This is a genomic window from Candidatus Poriferisocius sp. (assembly GCF_965214065.1).
Classification (GTDB): domain Bacteria; phylum Actinomycetota; class Acidimicrobiia; order Acidimicrobiales; family Bin134; genus Poriferisocius.
In genome coordinates this window covers 448,423-465,988 of record NZ_CBDCAT010000027.1, presented here as the reverse complement: position 1 = coordinate 465,988, position 17,566 = coordinate 448,423, and the positions used below count along the sequence as shown (strand labels likewise).

Sequence of the window (17,566 nt, the reverse complement as noted above, 5' to 3'; positions counted from 1 at the left end):
TCGCCCTAGCCTTCGTCATAGGTGTCAACGCTCGAAGGGGAACACCCATGTACGAAGTACACCACACCCAGTCCAAAACCCGACGCCGCACCCTGAGTTTCATGGTATTGGCCCTGCTCAGCGCGTTCTTCGTATTGCTAGGCGCCTGTGGTTCTGGCAATGACGACGACACGGTGCCCGAGGCCAGCATGGATACGCCCGCTGATGATATGGGCGCGCCCGCAGCGACGAGTGACGCGGAAGAAGCAATGGCAGAAGCCCCCGAGCCTCAACCCGCTGACGAACCGAGACCCGAACCAATGAGCGACGAAAGCGGCCTCGCCGTTCCCACCGCCCTCACACCAGCCGATCTGGGCCGCGACATCATCTACCGGGCCACCATCGAAGTGCAGGCCGACGATGTGGCCGCGGCCAACCGCGAGGCAGTGGCCATCGTGCAGGGCTTGGGCGGCATCGTGTTCTCTCAGGCAACGGGCACCGAGCCCCGGCCTCGCACCGAGATCACCTTCAAAGTGCTCCCCGCCGACTTCTCCACCGCGCTAGAGCGTCTGGCCGGAGTGGGCAAGCTAATCGACCAAGTCATCACCTCCGATGACGTGACCGAGATCATCGTCGATCTGGAAAGCCGCATCATCACCGCCGAGGCCAGCGTGACCCGGCTCCGCAAGTTCCTCGAGGAGGCCACCCAACTCGAAGACGTGGCCCAGCTCGAGCGAGAGCTGCTCGACCGGGAGACCACCCTGGAGCGGCTCCGGGGTCAGATTCGCACCCTGCGTGATCAAGTGGACTTGGCCACCATCACCCTCACCATCACCCAGTCGCCCACCGTGCTGCCCGACACCGGGATCCGGGTCACCGCCTGGGTGTCCGAAGACGCCCAAGACCCGTGCCTCGGCGTGCAGAACATCACCGTGGAACCCGACGCAAAGGTCTACCTCTGCTTGGAGGTGGAGAACACCGGCACCTCGGCGCTCACCGACTTGGACGTGAGCACCCGCAACCTGCGCCTCAACCTCGACAACTTCGGACCTGTCCAGGGCAGCTTCAACCGCATCGAGGCCAACGAGCTGATGGCCGCGGTGCTGGAGCTCCCCATCGAAGAGGGCCGCCTGGCCGGCCGGGTGGCCACCCGGGGACTGCCCATCGAGCTCGAAGTGTTTGCCACCCCGGTGGACTTCGACGGCGCTGCACTGGACGAGGTATGGGGCGAATCGGTGGTGCGGGTGCAGGTGGACACTGACGATGCCCTGCCCGGATTCGGCGACTCAGTGTCCGACGGCGCCAGCGGCGTGGTGGCCGTGTTCAGCGTGGTGCTGATCGTGGTCGGCGTCCTGCTGCCCTTCCTGCCCATCATCGCGGCCATCGCCGCGATTATCTGGTGGATACGCCGCCGCATCCGCAAAGCAGAGTCGGCCTCACCGCCAGCTAGCTGAAGTAGGGACGAGACGACATCAGCTGCTCGTAGAGCTCCAGCAAGTCGGAACTGACCAGATCGTCACCTTCAGGCTGGTCGTTTTCTCGGTTGAGCAAGGCCATCAACTCGGCCATGATCTGGCGTACCTCGGTGGGATTCCCGGCCGCAGCCAACAGCCGCCAGCGATAGCACTCTTCGCAAACTCCCACCAGCCGCAGGCTGGTCATCGCCGCCTTTCGGGTGCCTTCGGGGTCGCCAGCTTCCAAACACCTCTTAGCTAGCTCGTGAGCCGCGGTGTCCACCATGCAGTCGATTTGGGTTCGCAACCCGAAGTCGGCCCATCGATACAAATCGCCGGTGCCTCCGGTGAATGGAGTGCCCCGCACTATCTCAAACGCAGATTGAAGTTGTTGTCGTCCCTGTTCGGTGGCATCTTTGCGGGAGGCTGATACGAGTGCTTCGAATCGGGCAACGTCGGTTCCTACCCCAGGTCGCAGTCGATAGATTCCCTTCGCGGTGACTCTGGGCAAGTATGGCTTGCCGTCATCGTCAACTCCCAGCGCTTTGCGAGCTCGGCTCACAGTGTTAGCCAGAGTCGACTCAGTGGGTGGATCGTCCGGTGGCCAAAGATGGGCCCTCAACTGGTCGCGGTCGGCCCCTTCGGGGTGGAACGCCAAGTAAGCCACCAAGTCCAACGCTCGCCGCGAAGTAAATGGATGCGCTGCTCCTAGCACGTCCACGGTGCCGATCACCCGGACTTCAACCTCGGTTGGCATCTGCTCGACGACGGGAGTGGAGATTTCAAGATCGGCAGGTTGCGGCACCGAAGGCAATTCCAACTGCACCCCATGAGTGTCCTTGGCGGTTGCCGCTAATTCGGCTACCGCGGAGACGGCAGCACCAGATAGGCCGTGAGGCTCTAGCTGAAGATTGATTGGTTCCAGAAGCAGGCCGTGTTCATCGAGCCGCGCCGACCAAGTCGTACCGCTCAGTTCGTGGGCCACGATGCAGACCGACGAACCGCACACCTCGAGAAGACGGTGGGCTTCTATTTCGGTCAGCCGTTCGGGAACCAGAGCTACGGCAGGATGCCAGTGGTCACCATCGTTTCCGATTCTGGTATCGGCGGAAGAATAGCGATTGCCAAGCAAGGCCCGGTTTTGACGTTGTTGATGAGCAATTCTCTCGATCGCCGAGGTCACATCAGGGACGTACTCGACTCGCTCAAAGACGTCGAGGTCTTGGCCAAAACCCACGCATATCAATGTGAGATCGTCGGCAAAGTGACTGCTGGCCAACTGAATCGCCAAGGCAGCGCACAAATTATTGATAGCTTCTGGATCGCCTTTGAGGCTCAGAGCAGTCATGTGTTCAAGGTTCAACAGAAACTCGTTACCGGATTTCCTCCCGATGGCGACCAGAGTGGGAAGCGGTGCTGGGACGCTTTCAGCTTCTACAAAGAGATGTTCCAACCCCTCGCTATTGGACAGTGTCCAGATCATGTTGTCTTGGCTGCTATTGAAGCCGTAGGGAGCATCAGCAGGGGCATTCAATAAAATTGACACTGCGTCTGTATCCAAGATTGCTCCAACGACCTCGGGAGCAGCGCGACCTGTGAATCGAGAGGACATGACTCGCAATGACGCATCCAAGAAAAGGGCGCTGTCGGGATCTGATGCGGCCTGCAATTGCTGTTCCAGTTGAATGGCCTCGTTTGTGATTGACGCAGGCATACGCTCGCTTGGTAAGCGGCGACGCTGGACTCGTCGAAGTCGGGCCAAAATCCACAAGAGACTGCTGGCGAACAATCCAAGACCACCAACCGTGAACATCGCCTGCGTGGAGGGAGTGCCTGGTTGATCCTCTTCAGTAGGAGTGACAGTGGCTACTACGGTTGGCTTTGCTGTCGCGTAGGCCATGACAGGGACAGTAAGGTCCTTTGATTCTACCGGTGGTTCGGTGAGTGGTTCGATAAGCAGCGGCGTCTCGACTTTGGGGTCTTCCGTAGGCAGTCGAAGCTCCCATCCAGGCATGATCAAACTAGGATCTCGAATAATATCTTGATTGGAATTGAAGATATCCACCCATCTTTTGGGGTCATCGAGGTGATGAGCAGCTAGCTCCCACAACGTGTCTCCGCTCTGCACTGTGATCTTGGTGCTGTCGAACTCAGATGAAGGATGGTCAGGCTGATAATTGTTTGCCGCAATCGCATGTAGATTCCTTTCAACTGATGTTGAAAGATGTGCATCGGCCGGCATGACGAGTTCCCATCCCGGTTGAAGTCGAGTTGGGTCGGAGAGTGATCCTCCAGCTGTCTGTGGTTGACCTTTGTTGAGCACATACACTTCAGTCCATCTGTTTGGGTCGCCCAAATACCGCTCAGCTAGCATCCGCAGACTCTCGCTTTGTTGCACTTTGTGTATGAGAGGCTTTGCTTCAGTGAATTCGCTGTCGCTATCCAATTCGATAGTTGTTGGAGCAAGCAAATCTTGATTATTGGCCATTGCTACTCCAGGCTGTTGAATTGAGAAGATAATTAGCAAAGTCGTACTAATCAATTGAGCTGATAAACTCTGCAAGAATCGAGGAATGAACATAACTTGAGGGGCGACTCGACCATGAAAATGAGCCCACAGTTCTATTACAACCCCGGCTAGCAATTGTAACCAGAGAATCCACAGCACTAGAGAGACTGATTTCAAGATTAGTGATGGAGGAATAGTCCCGGTTGTTATGGCGGTTGTTATTTTTGCCACCGACGGAATTTCTTGGGGCAGTGGCCATCCCACGCCAAGGGTCAGGAGAATCGGAATGGCCACTATCAAGCCAGCCAACAACGCGGCTGAAGCCAGGCCGCGGAGGAGTTCCGTTTGATGTTCTTTGCTGGGGTTCATAAGTCATTCCCTGTGCTAATGCCCCACACCGCCCGTGCCGTAGCAGTGCCGGCCACCCGGCGCGAATCGATGCCAAGCAGTGAGAGGATTTGAAGAGGCTGAGTCAGCCAGACGGTTGTTGAGACCGTGTTGCCCCGAACCGATATCGACCAATCATCGTGTTGGCCGAGGTATTCGGAAGCTGCGATTCGAGCCCTTGACGGGTCAACGAGCACGTTTGCTGTATCTCGGTATATCGATTCCGTGGAAATCGCTTGGGCCCCAGCTCTGGCTGCTTCGAGAGCCAACGTGGAGGCTTCCCGCCTGGCATTCAAAATCTGGGCACCGTCGAATGCCAATCCTCCGAGCATGACCTGCACAACAGCTAGGACGACAAACACCACCGTGATCTGCCCCCGCTGACGGTGTCTGGATGCCGGTGGGGAGCCAGAGAGTCTGTTTGGAAGGTGCCGGAGCACGACTATTGGTGTCCGCTTCGGTGGCGATCCACTACTGATGCAGAGTCTGCCGACACCATCCGGCTTCCGGGAATGCTGAGCATGGTCAGATCCGATAGCCGCACAGGGCACGAAACCTGGACTTGCACACTCCCTCCGGGTTGGAGATCCATCTCCAGGACACGAACTTGGGGTCCGCCATGGCAGTCCACTTCCAACTGGCCTAATGAGGTTTCTGTGATTGTGGTAGCTGCTGCTTGAGCAGCAGCTACTGAACGGTATTGGGAGGCGGCTCGGGCGGCGCTGCGAGCCGCCGTGGTCAGCTTGCTCTCGATCACCCCTGTTCGACCGGCGGCAACGACAAAGAAGAGGAGCAAGGCCATGACGGGAGTCAGCACCACTAGTCCGACCACGCTGCTACCCCGCTCAGATGCGCCATTGACCGGCCGATACCACCGGAATTCTCCCCTCATCTTCCATTCGCGGGGATGAAGGCCTCGCGGGGCCCGACCGCAGTAGAAGAAATCGTCGGGGCATATCCAGGGATCAGTGACTTCACGGTGGCCTGAACGGTCACCGAAAACCGCGACGAGTTTGTGCGAACAGAGACATCTACATCCGACAACAGATTTCCCGCGTAAGTTCCGATGACCGACTGAGTTGCTGATCGGGCAACCGCCTCTGCGCCTGGTTCGCCTTGACCGGCTAGGGCACCGTCTTGAGCAGCGGCATCGACGATGGCCTGAGCGTGAAAGACCATCGCTGCCTGTACAACTACAAGGACTAAGAACATGGCAATGGGAACGACCAGAACTGTGGTCGTGACTTCGCCGCGCTCGTGTTCCATTTCTGGGTTGGCCTCACCACTATTAGTCAGCGGATCTTGCTGGTCTGCCCAGAAATGAAATTTGTGATGACCACACCAGCAGCCACCGCTGCGGCCACCAGAACCGCAATGATGATCACCGTTGAGGTCACGTCGCCCCGGTCGCTCTGCCAGACCCTGCGGGCTCGTTGTTCGAGCCCGGTCCGCGCCGAGATGATGAGAACATGAAGTTTGGATCCCACTTTCACTTGTGTCTCCTGCGAGATTTCGGTTTGGGCGGTTCGTGACGCCGATAGATGGATGTCTGGGAATTGTGCTTCGCTGGGTCATTCATGTGCTGACGATGGCGGCAAAGGCCGGATAGCCGATCAGTCCCAGGAACCCCGAGAACATGAGCACGACAGGGAGCGACATGCGCTCCGTAGATTGCTGGGCTTCTGTCTCCGCTTCGGTCAGCGCCCGTTCTCGCAAGCCCCGAGCCTTGGTGTGCAGAGACGATCGCACGCGAGAGCCAGAAGTGCCGGCCAACAGGAGCCATGCGGCGAGCTCTTCCAGCTCCGTAGAATCCAGTTCCTGTGCCAGTTGCTCGAAGGCAGTCCACGGGGGTTCGTTGGCCAATTGGCCTTGCCTCAGTGCCCGATTGATTTCGACGAATCCCCAGGCGGTTCCGTGGGCCGCCGAGTCGATCAAGGCCCGTTCCATTCCCGCACCTCCTGACAGGTGAAGACCCACTAGATCCAGATAGACGCTGATTTGGTGGCGCAGATCTCGACGGCGATCGCGGGCCCTTTCTCGCAACAAGAGATCAGGGGCGAGGAAGAGCAGTCCTCCTCCCAGGATTGATGCCACGACGACCAGCAAGGGAGAGATCCAAACCTGGCAGAACCAGCCGATGATCCATATGCCTGTCGGCAGCCCAGCTCCTAGGAGCATCATCGCCAGTTTGGCGATGGCCAGCTCTTCCAGGCTTTGGCTGGTCGCTCGCAGATCGCGTGCTACCCGGCGCCTTCGCAGCCCAAGGGGGGCAAACGACTGTGCTGCGGCGCGACCGATTCTCTCGCGGCGTGTTTCGGTTCGGCGGCTGGTCTCCGTTGGGTGGTTCAGCTCGCTCAGTCGGGATTGCAATGACTCTCGGGGAGGGAACACCCCCCAGAAGGCCACAGCTAGTCCAATCCCAATCACGGCGCCTAGGGCCAAGCCAACAGTCATCGGAGGCCTCCGCCGGCCGTGCTTGGGGTCTCGGGGGTGTGGCGCACGTCGAGGATTCGAGGTGGGCTGTCGAATCGGCTCATCCTCACCAATGCGATTGCCGATCCGATGAACAGCCCGCCGACCACGGCGAGGGCAACCTGTCCCGACACGGAGTCGTAGGGTGCCAAGTAGGGCCTGCTGAAGCCCACCATGCCAACGGAGAACACGGCCACGACGCCGGCAATGAAGCGGGCAGAAGTGAATTGCCGAGCTCGAGATGCCTCGACTCTCATTCTCATTGACACCTCTTCGCGGGTGTTCTCAGCCAGTTCAGCCAGCGCCTCTTGCAACGATCCTGTCTGGTTGGCCGCGGCCAGTTGAAGCGTTACGGCAACGGTGTCGGCGACTCCGTGGTCCACCTCGTCGGCGAATTTGGTCAGGGCGTCGGGCAATGGCTCCCGTTCCGCTCGTGACGCCAGCTGCTGCACCTGGGTCCGTACAGCCACCGGTGCGGTAGCCGCCGTGGCTTTCAACGTCTCGATCAACCCTGATGCCGCGCTGATCGTGTCCCGGATCATCTCCACCCACGTAGCCAGTGCGGCCATGCGATCGACCTCCCGGTCGCGGTTCGCTTTAGCACCCATTACGGTCGGCGCGCTGAATCCGGCTGTGCCCACGATGAGCCCGGCAACGGGCCATCTTGTGAGCACGAATGCGGCTACGAACCCCGTGACTGCGATGGCCAAGCGGAGCGCAAGTGGGGCAATTGGCCCCCGGAGTCTCCTTGGCAACATCGGGCCGCTTTTGCCCGGCCATGATGGGATGCCCCGCCAACCAAGTAGGGCTGTGAAGACTCCACTGCCTACGGCAGCCCCAAGCAGCGCTCCAGCAAGTGAGATCACTTCTGATCCTTGAACACTTCGACGCTGTTCACTTCGCCCATCGAGCTGCCGGTGACCTCTCGTACCGAGGCCACTCGGCGACGGCCGTCGCGTCCTCTGCTCATATGGACTACGAGGTTTAGGCTCTCCGCGATCATTCGGTAGGTGGCTTCTACCGGGATGTGCTCGGCGGACCGCAGTGCGTAGGTGGCGATCTTGCTGAATGCTGCCTGGGAAGAGTTGGCGTGAATTGTGCACATCGAGCCGTCGTTTCCGGTGGACAGGGCGGCGAGCATGTCCACCACCTCGGGGCCTCGCACCTCTCCCACAACCAGCCGGTCGGGTGACATGGCCAAGGCATTGCGAACCAACTGCTGCATGGTGATTCCCCCCGAACCCTCGATGTTGGCTGTCCGGGTTTCCATCTCGATTACGTCGCGATGCCGGTCGGGATCGGCGGTCAGGCTCAACTCCAATCGGTCTTCAATGGTGATCAGCCGCTCATCGGGGTCACAGGCGTTCAGTAGAGCTCGCAGGAGCGTTGTCTTTCCGGCGTTGGTTCCCCCGCAGATGATGATGCTCTTCCGGGTTTGTACAGCGGTGCGCAAGAATTCTCGGAGCGTGTCGTCGAGGGTGCCCAGCTCGAACAGGGCGTCCAAGGTCACTCGCTCGTGGCGATGACGGCGAATTGACACTGCGGGGCGCTCGGATACAGCCATCACCGCGTTTAGTCGAGATCCGTCAGGCAGACGCAAGTCAAGAAATGGGTTGGCAAGATCGAACCGCCTCTCATTGCGGCCTAGCCGGGCCGCCGCTTTACGGATAAGAGCGACCAATTCATCGTCCGAACCGGCCACGGGCTCAGCTCGTCGTTTGATCCCACCGGCATGATGAACCCAAACCGTGTCGCAACCGTTGATGTTCACGTTCTCCACGGAGTCATCGGCCAACAGCCGCTCGATGGACCCGAGTCCAAACAAGGTGGCCAGCACTTCATCGGTTATAAACGTCTCTTCGGTGCTTTCAATAGGGGGCAGAAACGCCCTTGCCCGTTCAGCGGCGATGGTGTCGAGAGCCTCCAGGATGAATTGCTTGGCCATGGCCTTTTGCTCGAGCCGATCACCTAGCTGGCTTGCCTCTATTCTTTCGAATTCTCTGGTGACCGTGGCCAGCACCTGTTCGATGTAGTTGGAGGCAGTCATCGGCACTGGCTAGGCAGCTGCATGCCCGGCTGTCGGGGATTGCAGACGGTAGTGGATCCGATGAACAAGTTCGGCCAGGGTTCGCCACAGCAAGAGCCGGCGGTGACGCCGGTTGGCGGGCAGGCCGCCGCTCAGTGCCTGGGCCACCCTCGGTTCATAAGCCATGACGCCCAATAGATCGAGTTGAGATGCCTTTGCCATCTCGGTTGGGGGGTATGGCCGATCGCCTACGCAAACCAGCGCGGTGGGAATTTCGTGGGTAACCAACCTTCGGGCTTGGTGGACCATCGGGACAAGATGGTCGAACCGAGGTCGAGCGACAAGGACGAGCAGATCGCAGTGCTTGACGAACTCGGCAGAGGGGGAATCAGACCGCACTCGGCCGACGTCAACCACAGCATCGACATCGTCGAAGCGGCCAAGGCCTTCAGACAATCGACCTGCCATCGGGCTGAGTACGAGAGCGGCAGTTTCCCCGCACCCAGGAGCGACAACTGCAGGCAATTGACCGGCCAGCAGCTGGCTGTTGGCCTGCAGCCGATTGATCGTCAGCTCATGCCGGGCTGTGCCGGAGAGTTCGACCAGGGAGGGTGTGAGGGCTAGGCCGAAGCGCGCTGCCAACACCCCGCCGTCACCGTCTGCCTCCACCAGAACTGCTCGTCGTCCAGTGGTCGCTTCCCAAGACAGGCCGAGTCCAACTGACAGGCTGGTGACACCGGGGCTGGCCTTCGCGCTGCCTACAGCGACGATGCTCATCGAGGAGCTCCAGTCATCGTTGACTCTTGATTCAGAAGGTCGCTTGCTGGTCGGGGTTCTGCGGGCAAAAGGATTAACCTCAACTCGTTGAATGCGGCAGCTCTGCTGATGGGCACAGCATCATCAGCCGAGGCCAACAGCGACACAAACAGCGCTTCCTGGCCTGATTCCAGCACCTTGCTTACTTCGGCGACCTTGGCCTGAGTGAAGCTGTCGGCGATGCTGGGCGGATCAGCCTGATTCGCCCGATTATCTCGGTCAGCGCTGCTGGGTGCAAGGTTTTCGCCAGTGAAAACCACCCCGACCGACTGACCCGGGCTGAGTTGGGCAATCGGGTATCCACCAGCTTGGAGGACAACGCCGACTACGGCTTTGTCCTGATCTATTGGTGAGCTAGTCGACAGCAGTTCGGGGTGGAGGATCGTTCCTTCGGGGATGGCGGCTCGGACGGTACGGCCCACGACGGAGTCCAAGTCGGACATCGGGACAAAGCCCGCTCCCTGACCGCTGGCAACCTCAACGGCTCGCAAGTCGCCGATCTCGACCGTCGAGCCACCGGCAATGTCCCGTCCGGCCACCGCGACCGCGGTGCGGTTGCTCAGCGACGATGCCCAGAGGGCGAAGACAATTGCCGCGGTAAGGGTGACAGTCAGCCCGAGAACCACCCAGGGGAGCTGCTGTCGACGGTCTTCGCTTGCCAGCCGCATGGATTGTTTCCGCAAGGTGGGGGAGGGAGCCGTCGAGCCGCTCCGATGCGTTCAATCTGCCACACTCCGCTTAGGGAAGCAAGGTATATTTCAAATATTTTTATGGATTGCTGTTCGGCTGGTATTGGCAGATGTGGGGGAGTTGGCGGTAGCGCTCGCCGACGTCGAGGCCGTAGCCCACCACGAAGTCGGGCGGGATCTCGAAGCCCACATAGCGAAGGTCGAGGTCTTCGTACTGGCGGCCCTTGCGAACCAACAGAGCGCACACCTCCAGGCTGGCCGGGTTGCGGGCGGCCAGGTTCTTGCGGAGGTAGTTGAGGGTCAGGCCGCTGTCGATGATGTCTTCTACCAGGATCACGTCGCGCCCGGCCAGATCGAGGTCGAGGTCTTTTACGATCCGCACCACGCCGCTGGTGCGGGTGGAGCTGCCATAGGACGACACCGCCATGAAGTCGAACTCCACCGGCAGCTGGATGGCCCGAGCCAGATCGGCCATGAACATGAAGGCGCCCTTGAGCACGCCCACCAGCAGGGGGGCCTGGCCTTGGTAGTCGGCGGTGATGCGGAAGCCGAGGTCGGCGATGCAGGTCTTGAGCTCGTCGTTGGAGATTAGGATCGGGCCGGGATCGCCGTTGCCGCTGCCTTCCTCGCTGGACACAGCGGCCAACCTAGTAGTGCTTATCTCTGCAAGCCGAGCCGTTGGGATGATCGGGTGACTCGCCAACCTCCGCCAATTTCGGTGGATCGGGCCTCATTTCGGGCCACTGCCAAAACCCTCTTGATGGCGGCCGAATCAGGCGGGTGTTCGTCGCCGGTCTCGCGTCGGATCCACCGCCGCAGCGCCATCTGGGCCAGGGGCTCGGGGGCTTCGGCTACGCCTTTGGCATCGGCGGGGTCAATGGCTGAGGCCAGCTCGTCGAGTAGGTCACGGATTCCGCCCATCAAACCCGCGCTGCGGACGATGATCGGCACCACGTCGCGCTCGGCGATATCGCACAACAGCGGCAGCAGTTCGTGGCGGATGCGGTTGCGGCGATGAGCGGGGTCGAGGTTGGACGGGTCTTGCACCGGTTGCAGACCGACGGCATCGCACAGGGCCTGCGTCTCGCGGCGGCGCAGGGCCAGGAGCGGGCGGCGGGCCGGGTCGATGCCCGCCAGCCCGTCTAGTCCTGCCCCTCGGATGAGGTTCAACAGCACCGTCTCGGCTTGATCGTCGGCGGTGTGGCCGGTGAGAACGCCTTGGGGGAGCACCTCGTATCGGGCGGCCCGGGCCCGGGCCTCCAGGTTGGGTCCGGGCTGGCAGTGGGCAGTGCAGGTTTCGAAGGCAGCACCCCAGCGGGCGGCGGCTTGGGCCACCACGTCGGCCTCAGCGGCTGAGCCGGGCCTCAGCCCGTGGTCCACATGCCAGGCAGTCACCTGGCAGCCCGCCCCGGTGGCCAGTACCAGCAGGGCCAAAGAGTCGGGGCCGCCCGAAACAGCGCAGTCCACCGCGGTTCCCGCGGGAGGGAACGTACAGCGCGCTTGCAGGTCAGAGATTTGGGCGCTCACTCAGACAGTGCGTGAGCGCCGTTGACCCGGTCGATCCACTGCTGGGGGTTGCGGATCTCGGTCATGGTGGGCAGCCGGTCGGCCGACTCCCACGCCCGGTTCACGAGCTCGGGGCCGCCCCGGGCCTCCACCGTCTCGATGAACGCCTCGCCGGCGGCGTACTGGTTGAGCTTGGCCTCGATGCCGATGATGCGCTGAAGCAGCTTCGACAGGCCTTTGGCCGAATTGCGGCGGTGGCGCAGCACCCGGGCGAACCGTCCCGCGTCGGGGATATGGCCGGCTCCAGCCCGATCCATCGTGACGTCGCCGTGGCCCTCCAGCAGGCTCATCATGCCGCCGATGCGGTCCAGCACCGCCTTTTGCTCTGGCGTGGCCAAAAGGGCTGGGAGGCCTCCGTCGGCCAGCGGATCCTCGCCTCGCCGGCGGGCCTCCAGCACCTGCTTGGCCACGAATTTGAAGTGCTCCAAGTCGGGCTCGGCCGCATCAAGCGCCTCTTGCACCAGGCCCAAAAAGTGGGGTCGCAGCCATTCGATGCCGGTGAACTGGGCCCGATGGGTGGTCTCGTGCAGGGCTAGCCACAGTCGGAACTGGTGGGGGTCGAAGCCGTGCTTGTGCTCGAGGGCCATAACGTTGGGGCCCACGTAATAGACCATGTCTTGGTCTTCGGGACGGTCGTCTTCGATGATGAGAAGGTCATACTGGCCCAGCACCCGAGTGGACATCCAGCCCAGCACCGCCCCCATCTCGGTGCCGCTCACCCGCTGGGTCACAGGGGCCAGCCACGAATACGACACCCGCTCGGCCATCTTCTCGGTAACGGGCCGCAGCAGCCGCTGGAAGGAGGCCACGTTGGCGTTCACCCACTGGGCCCGGGTGGCCACTGTGGCCCTGGCGGCGCCCGACATCGACTTCAGCCCGGTTTCGGCCGCGACCAGTTGCTCGGCCTGGGCGGTCAGCTCAGCCAGCTCGGGGGCGAGGCTGCGGTAGTGGTAGGAGTCGAGGAACGGCTCGTGACCGCCGACCTTCTTGGCTACCCGCTCGGCCAGCCGCCAATCGACCGGGTCGGCCGTTGCCACCACCGGCTTCTAACTGCTCTCGTCGGTGCTTTGAGCGTTGGGATCCCGCGGTTGCCGGGGGCCATAGCGGGGCGCGACCACCTTGACGAAGTAGCCGACGATGGTGGCGATCACCAAGGGCACTGTGCCGATGACCAACAAAAGGGCGATCCACCAGTGCCACACCACCGCAGCAATCAATTCCATGCGACCACCCTAGGCGACCTGATCCCGATGACTCCATGCCAACAAGGGCAGGGGACGCACGATTCGGCCATGGTCTCGGGTTCGTTAGAAGTCTTGGATATCCAGGTCGTCGAGCACGACGCGCTGAAGGGTCTCCGTGATGCGGATTTGCAGGGAGGCGGGGGCTGACTCGCGACAGGCCTGGCTCATGGCCATTTTGAAGCGGACCTCTACATCCATCACTTGCACGCAGGGAAGGCAGTGGGCCAACTCCACCCGTACCTGGCTGATGTCCTCCAGGGTGGGCTGGCCGTCTAGGGCCTGGGCGATGAGCTCGCGCGAGAAGTCGCACTGGTGGGGGATCCCCAGGCAATCCTTCTCGCTGCTCATCACGGTGCCTCCCAGAATCAGATGCCAGCTGAAGCCGGCGCCCGTTCAGAATCTGGTGGGTTGACCCAGCCATGGGTCTTCCCAAACTCTAGTAACCGCTTCTGCAGCGTTTTTCTTCCCCGATGCAGTCTGCTCATGACCGTTCCCATGGGAACGTCCAGAATCTCGGCGATCTCCTTGTAGGCGAATCCCTCCACATCGGCCAAAAGCACCGCGATCCGGTACTCCTCGGGCAGCGACTCCAGGGTGTCCACGATCTCCGACTCGGTGATCGTCTCCATGAGCACGTCTTCGGCGCTGGCCCCCAGCGCGGCCTTGGTGTCGCCCCCCAGCCGTTGGTGCAGGTACAGGTCTTCGACGCTGGCCAGATCCACCGACCTCGGCCTGCGCTGCTTGCTCCGGTAGGAGTTGATGAACGCGTTGGTGAGGATGCGAAACAGCCAGGCGCGCAGGTTGGTGCCCTGCTGGAAGTTGCCGAATCCGCGATAGGCCCGCAGATAGGTTTCCTGCACCAGGTCTTCGGCGTCGGCGGCGTTGCGAGTCATTCGCCGGGCTGCCGAATAGAGCTGATCCATGTACTCCATGGCTTGCTCTGCGAATGTGGCTTGGTCAGCCATTTGAAAACAGCTTACTTCTGCGATCGGCGAATGTAACCGCGACTGAGATGAACAAGAGGTGAATACAAAACGTCGCTTTGAGCCGGTTCAGCCCACCTGCTCCCGCCACGGGACGTGCTTGTCAACCCGTGGTTCCGGGGGCAGTCCGAGCACCCGCTCGGCCATGTTGTTGCGGTGCACCTCGTCGGTACCCCCGCCGATCGATCCCCAGAACCGGTTGAGCGCCTCGTTGGCCCACACCCCGGTGTCGGCGTGGTCGCCGGCCACCCCGTAGCCCCCCAGGATCCCCACGCCCAGATTGCCCCGGTCCCGGCGGCTCTCCGACCAGTACACCTTCAGCGTCGATCCGTCGAAGCTCGGCTGGCGGCTCCGGCGCACGTCTTCTTGCAGCCGCCGTCCCGTCCAATCCAACAGCTTCTCTCTGGTATAGGCATGGGCCAGCTCTTGGCGGATCGTTGGGTCTTGGGCCGCGCCCCACCGCTGGGCCAGGGCGATCAGGTTGGCCGTGCTGTCGGCCCGGTCCATGCCGCCGCCAATCATGGTGGACTCGTTGGCCAGAACCAGTCGGGCCACCGCCCACCCGCCGTTCACCTCGCCGACCACGTTCTCAGCGGGGATCCTCACGTCGCTCAAGAACACCTCGTTGAAATGGGCCGACCCGTTGATGGTGCGAATCGGCCGAGGGTCCACGCCGGGGGTGGTCATGTCCACCAAGAAGAAGGTGATGCCCTTGTGCTTGGGGGCGTCTGGGTCGGTGCGGGCCAAGAGGATCCCCCAGTCCGACAGGTGGGCCGATGAGTTCCACACCTTCTGGCCGTATACCACGAACTCGTCGCCGTCCCGGTCGGCCCTAGCGGCCAGGTTGGCCAGATCCGACCCGGCACCGGGCTCGCTGAACAGCTGACACCACACCACATCGCCCCGGAGCATGGGCTTGAGGTGGCGGGCTTTCTGCTCCTCGGTGCCGAAGTGGCCAATGGCCGGGCCGGCCAGGGCGATCCCAGCGGCGAGAAACCCGCTGGTCACGTCGAAATGGGCGGCCTCCTGTTGGAAGATCTGCCATTGCCACCTCTCGCCTCCCTGGCCTCCGTGGTCCACCGGCCAGTCGACGGCCACATATCCGCCGTCGTACAGCTCCCGCTGCCAAGCCCGGCACCGGTCCATGTGGGCCCTCTCGGCGGCCTCGTCGGAATGGGTGGTCCGAGTCGACCAGCCGTCGCCGTCTTCTTTCAATGGTGCTCGAGCGGCCAGCCACGACCGCACCTCCATGCGGAATGCCGCCCGCTCCGGGGTGTCTTCTGAGTGCTCAGCCACGTTCCGACGATACGGTATTGCGCCTACGGAAACAGAGGGGGAGCATGGGTCTTTCACAGAATCAGACGAAAGGCTCGACCCACCGCCTGACACAGAGGGGGAGCAACCATGGCCGATGATCGATATGGGGTTCGCGACGAAGAGGTGGAGATCGAGCGCAACCGCCTTGAAATGCTGGCCGAAGCCCGCGACCCCCGCACTCGCCGCATCTTGGACAACACCGGGTTGAGTCCCGGATGGCGATGCTGGGAGGTGGGCGCCGGCGCCGGCACGGTGTCGGCTTGGCTGGGCAAGCGGGTCGGCCCCGAAGGTTCGGTGTGGTCCACCGATGTCGACCTCCAGTTCCACCGCCCGGTGCTGCCCAACGTGCTGGTGGAACAGCACGACGTGACCCGCGATCTCGTGCCCACCTCAGCGTTCGAACTCGTCCACGCCCGGGCCGTGCTCCAGCACCTGCCCGAGCGCGACAAGGTGATCGAGAAGCTGTGGGCTGCCCTGGTGCCCGGTGGCTGGATGGTGGCCGAGGACGGCGCATTCGCCTCATTTGCTGAACAGTCCTTACCCGAGCCCTACGCCACTATCCACCGCTATGTGTCCTCGGGGGTAACCACCGAGTGGCGCGACTCCGACTACGGGGTGCGACTGGTCGGGCGCTTCCGGGATCTGGGAGCAGCCGACATCGACGTCATCGGCGATGTGTGGGCCATGCGACCCGGCGAGCCGGGAGGGGAGTGGTGGTTCATGGCCTTGGAGCGGGCCATTCCCCGGCTGGTGGAGGCTGGTTTGGTGACCTCCGAAGACGGCGACACCGCTCTGGCTCAGGTTCGAGAGTCTGGATTTGTCATGATGAGCACTGTCTCAATAGCCGTTGTTGGTCGAAAGCCCTCGAATTAGAGAACTCAGGAGGCAGAGATGGAACCACTGGAGCTTTGGAATCCCGCCACATTCAAGAACGGATTTCCCCACGAGTATTTTCGCCACAAGCGAGACAACGACCCGGTGTTCTGGTGCGAGCATCCGGTGTGGGGCGGATTCTGGAATGTCACCCGCCATGCCGACGTGCAGCGGGTGTCTCGCGACTCGGATTGCTTCAAGAACCAACCCAATCCGTTTCTGGCCGGAGACCAGCCCCCCGCAGTTGACGACGGTTCCAACTCGCTAATGCTCATCAGCCTCGACCCGCCTGATCACACCAAGATGCGCAAACTGGTCAACCGGGGGTTCACCCCTCGCCGGGTGCGCGACTTGGAGGTGAAGATCCAGGCCCAGGTCGACCGTTTGATTGATCAGGTGGCCGACAAGACCAACTGTGAGATGGTCAACGAGATCGCGGTGGAGCTGCCCTTGCAGGTGATCGCCGACTTGGTGGGTGTGCCCGAGGAAGACCGTCACAAGATCTTTCATTGGACCGAGGTCTCGTTTGGCTTCGATGAGAAGTACACCACCGAGGAGATGCTCGACGCCGGCACGCAGATGTTCGCCTATGCCGACCAAATGTGCGAGATCCGCAAGAAGGAACCCCACGACGACCTCATCAGCGTGCTCATGGAGGCCGAGATTGATGGCGAGTCACTCGATCAGTTGCAGATCGACGTGTTCTTCATGCTTTTGCAAAACGCCGGATCGGAGACCACCCGCAATCTCATCACCACCGGCACACTGGAGCTGATCCGTCATCCCGACCAGATGCAGATGCTCAAGGACGACCTCTCGCTCATCCCCAATGCGGTGGAGGAGCTGTTGCGCTACACCACCCCGGTGATCCAGTTCGTGCGCCGGCCCACCTACGACACCGTGGTGGGGGAGCAGGAGATAAAGGCTGGCGAGCCGGTGGTGATCTGGTACCCCTCGGCTAATCGGGACGAGCGGGCCTTCGAAAACCCCGACACACTGGACCTCACCCGCGACGCCAGCCAGCACGTGGCCTTCGGCGCCGGCGGACCCCACTTCTGCCTCGGTGCGTCGTTGGCCCGCCTGGAAGCAAAGATGATGTTCGAGGCCATCGTTGGTCGCTTCGAAGGCCTAGAGCTGGGAGTGGACGACCCCGCTACCCTGCCCCGGCTGCACTCCAGCCTTGTCGACGGCTACGTCGAGTTGCCTCTGCAATGGAAGTCGGTCAAACCCGCCGCCTAGAAGGTTGTCTTG

19 protein-coding genes are annotated in these 17,566 nt (G+C 61.7%); 3 read left to right on the top strand and 16 right to left on the bottom strand.

Features of this window, described 5'->3' with window-relative positions; genetic code table 11:
- Window positions 1-47: 47 nt before the first annotated feature.
- Window positions 48-1,433, top strand: a complete 1,386-nt coding sequence (locus tag ACOOGG_RS08455; RefSeq protein ID WP_420434221.1) for a DUF4349 domain-containing protein — start codon at window positions 48-50, stop codon at window positions 1,431-1,433.
- Here the strand turns inward: ACOOGG_RS08455 and ACOOGG_RS08450 are convergent.
- The 16 genes from ACOOGG_RS08450 to ACOOGG_RS08375 form a co-directional block, all read right to left on the bottom strand.
- Window positions 1,426-4,311, bottom strand: a complete 2,886-nt coding sequence (locus ACOOGG_RS08450) for a LysM peptidoglycan-binding domain-containing protein (RefSeq protein WP_420434219.1) — start codon at window positions 4,309-4,311, stop codon at window positions 1,426-1,428. The genes ACOOGG_RS08455 and ACOOGG_RS08450 overlap by 8 nt on opposite strands.
- A complete protein-coding gene (locus tag ACOOGG_RS08445) occupies window positions 4,308-4,694 on the bottom strand; it encodes a hypothetical protein (protein ID WP_420434217.1) in 387 nt (128 codons plus the stop codon). The genes ACOOGG_RS08450 and ACOOGG_RS08445 overlap by 4 nt, the downstream gene beginning before the upstream one ends.
- A 523-nt stretch (window positions 4,695-5,217) precedes the next feature.
- Window positions 5,218-5,595, bottom strand: a complete 378-nt coding sequence (locus ACOOGG_RS08440; RefSeq protein ID WP_420434215.1) for a TadE family protein — start codon at window positions 5,593-5,595, stop codon at window positions 5,218-5,220.
- Between the two features lie 26 nt (window positions 5,596-5,621).
- Window positions 5,622-5,822, bottom strand: coding sequence for a hypothetical protein (locus ACOOGG_RS08435; protein ID WP_420434213.1), 201 nt, complete (start codon window positions 5,820-5,822; stop codon window positions 5,622-5,624).
- Window positions 5,823-5,904: 82 nt separating this feature from the next.
- Window positions 5,905-6,783 carry a type II secretion system F family protein gene (locus tag ACOOGG_RS08430; protein WP_420434211.1) on the bottom strand — a complete coding sequence of 293 codons (879 nt, stop codon included), beginning with the start codon at window positions 6,781-6,783 and terminating at the stop codon, window positions 5,905-5,907.
- Window positions 6,780-7,511 carry a type II secretion system F family protein gene (locus tag ACOOGG_RS08425; protein ID WP_420434209.1) on the bottom strand — a complete coding sequence of 244 codons (732 nt, stop codon included), beginning with the start codon at window positions 7,509-7,511 and terminating at the stop codon, window positions 6,780-6,782. Before ACOOGG_RS08425 ends, ACOOGG_RS08430 begins: the two co-directional genes overlap by 4 nt.
- Window positions 7,512-7,663: 152 nt before the next feature.
- Window positions 7,664-8,848, bottom strand: a complete 1,185-nt coding sequence (locus tag ACOOGG_RS08420; RefSeq protein ID WP_420434207.1) for a CpaF family protein — start codon at window positions 8,846-8,848, stop codon at window positions 7,664-7,666.
- Window positions 8,849-8,857: 9 nt separating this feature from the next.
- Window positions 8,858-9,604: a hypothetical protein gene (locus ACOOGG_RS08415; protein WP_420434205.1), complete on the bottom strand. Its 747-nt coding sequence runs from the start codon at window positions 9,602-9,604 to the stop codon at window positions 8,858-8,860.
- Window positions 9,601-10,311 (bottom strand): SAF domain-containing protein, encoded by a 711-nt coding sequence (locus tag ACOOGG_RS08410; protein WP_420434203.1) that lies wholly within the window; start codon window positions 10,309-10,311, stop codon window positions 9,601-9,603. The genes ACOOGG_RS08415 and ACOOGG_RS08410 overlap by 4 nt, the downstream gene beginning before the upstream one ends.
- A gap of 100 nt (window positions 10,312-10,411) precedes the next feature.
- Entirely contained in the window at window positions 10,412-10,969 is a 558-nt protein-coding gene (hpt, locus tag ACOOGG_RS08405; RefSeq protein WP_420434201.1) for a hypoxanthine phosphoribosyltransferase, read from the bottom strand.
- A 20-nt stretch (window positions 10,970-10,989) separates the two neighbouring features.
- Complete coding sequence (gene tilS, locus ACOOGG_RS08400) at window positions 10,990-11,859, bottom strand: tRNA lysidine(34) synthetase TilS (RefSeq protein ID WP_420434199.1); 870 nt, start codon at window positions 11,857-11,859, stop codon at window positions 10,990-10,992.
- Window positions 11,856-12,935: a zinc-dependent metalloprotease gene (locus ACOOGG_RS08395; protein ID WP_420434197.1), complete on the bottom strand. Its 1,080-nt coding sequence runs from the start codon at window positions 12,933-12,935 to the stop codon at window positions 11,856-11,858. Before ACOOGG_RS08395 ends, tilS begins: the two co-directional genes overlap by 4 nt.
- A gap of 9 nt (window positions 12,936-12,944) precedes the next feature.
- On the bottom strand, window positions 12,945-13,121 hold the full coding sequence (locus ACOOGG_RS08390) for a hypothetical protein (RefSeq protein ID WP_420434195.1): 177 nt from the start codon (window positions 13,119-13,121) through the stop codon (window positions 12,945-12,947).
- Window positions 13,122-13,205: 84 nt separating this feature from the next.
- The gene (locus ACOOGG_RS08385) at window positions 13,206-13,490 is read right to left on the bottom strand and encodes a hypothetical protein (protein ID WP_420434193.1); all 285 of its coding nucleotides are present in this window, start codon (window positions 13,488-13,490) and stop codon (window positions 13,206-13,208) included.
- A 17-nt stretch (window positions 13,491-13,507) separates the two neighbouring features.
- Window positions 13,508-14,107 (bottom strand): sigma-70 family RNA polymerase sigma factor, encoded by a 600-nt coding sequence (locus ACOOGG_RS08380; protein WP_420434191.1) that lies wholly within the window; start codon window positions 14,105-14,107, stop codon window positions 13,508-13,510.
- Between the two features lie 87 nt (window positions 14,108-14,194).
- Window positions 14,195-15,421 carry an acyl-CoA dehydrogenase family protein gene (locus tag ACOOGG_RS08375; protein ID WP_420434189.1) on the bottom strand — a complete coding sequence of 409 codons (1,227 nt, stop codon included), beginning with the start codon at window positions 15,419-15,421 and terminating at the stop codon, window positions 14,195-14,197.
- 108 nt (window positions 15,422-15,529) lie between these two features.
- Between ACOOGG_RS08375 and ACOOGG_RS08370 the strand changes: the two genes are divergently transcribed.
- Together ACOOGG_RS08370 and ACOOGG_RS08365 are read left to right on the top strand one after the other, a co-directional pair.
- On the top strand, window positions 15,530-16,315 hold the full coding sequence (locus tag ACOOGG_RS08370) for a class I SAM-dependent methyltransferase (RefSeq protein ID WP_420434187.1): 786 nt from the start codon (window positions 15,530-15,532) through the stop codon (window positions 16,313-16,315).
- An 18-nt stretch (window positions 16,316-16,333) separates the two neighbouring features.
- Window positions 16,334-17,554 carry a cytochrome P450 gene (locus ACOOGG_RS08365; protein ID WP_420434185.1) on the top strand — a complete coding sequence of 407 codons (1,221 nt, stop codon included), beginning with the start codon at window positions 16,334-16,336 and terminating at the stop codon, window positions 17,552-17,554.
- The last annotated feature ends 12 nt before the right edge of the window (window positions 17,555-17,566 follow it).

Bases quoted from the DNA above. Each gene is read 5' to 3' on its own strand.
- ACOOGG_RS08455 (WP_420434221.1), top strand. From the start codon at position 48: ATGTACGAAGTACACCACACCCAGTCCAAAACCCGACGCCGCACCCTG.
- ACOOGG_RS08450 (WP_420434219.1), bottom strand. From the start codon at position 4,311: ATGAACCCCAGCAAAGAACATCAAACGGAACTCCTCCGCGGCCTGGCT.
- ACOOGG_RS08440 (WP_420434215.1), bottom strand. From the start codon at position 5,595: ATGGAACACGAGCGCGGCGAAGTCACGACCACAGTTCTGGTCGTTCCC.
- ACOOGG_RS08430 (WP_420434211.1), bottom strand. From the start codon at position 6,783: ATGACTGTTGGCTTGGCCCTAGGCGCCGTGATTGGGATTGGACTAGCT.
- ACOOGG_RS08420 (WP_420434207.1), bottom strand. From the start codon at position 8,848: ATGACTGCCTCCAACTACATCGAACAGGTGCTGGCCACGGTCACCAGA.
- ACOOGG_RS08415 (WP_420434205.1), bottom strand. From the start codon at position 9,604: ATGAGCATCGTCGCTGTAGGCAGCGCGAAGGCCAGCCCCGGTGTCACC.
- ACOOGG_RS08410 (WP_420434203.1), bottom strand. From the start codon at position 10,311: ATGCGGCTGGCAAGCGAAGACCGTCGACAGCAGCTCCCCTGGGTGGTT.
- ACOOGG_RS08390 (WP_420434195.1), bottom strand. From the start codon at position 13,121: ATGGAATTGATTGCTGCGGTGGTGTGGCACTGGTGGATCGCCCTTTTG.
- ACOOGG_RS08385 (WP_420434193.1), bottom strand. From the start codon at position 13,490: ATGAGCAGCGAGAAGGATTGCCTGGGGATCCCCCACCAGTGCGACTTC.
- ACOOGG_RS08380 (WP_420434191.1), bottom strand. From the start codon at position 14,107: ATGGCTGACCAAGCCACATTCGCAGAGCAAGCCATGGAGTACATGGAT.
- ACOOGG_RS08370 (WP_420434187.1), top strand. From the start codon at position 15,530: ATGGCCGATGATCGATATGGGGTTCGCGACGAAGAGGTGGAGATCGAG.
- ACOOGG_RS08365 (WP_420434185.1), top strand. From the start codon at position 16,334: ATGGAACCACTGGAGCTTTGGAATCCCGCCACATTCAAGAACGGATTT.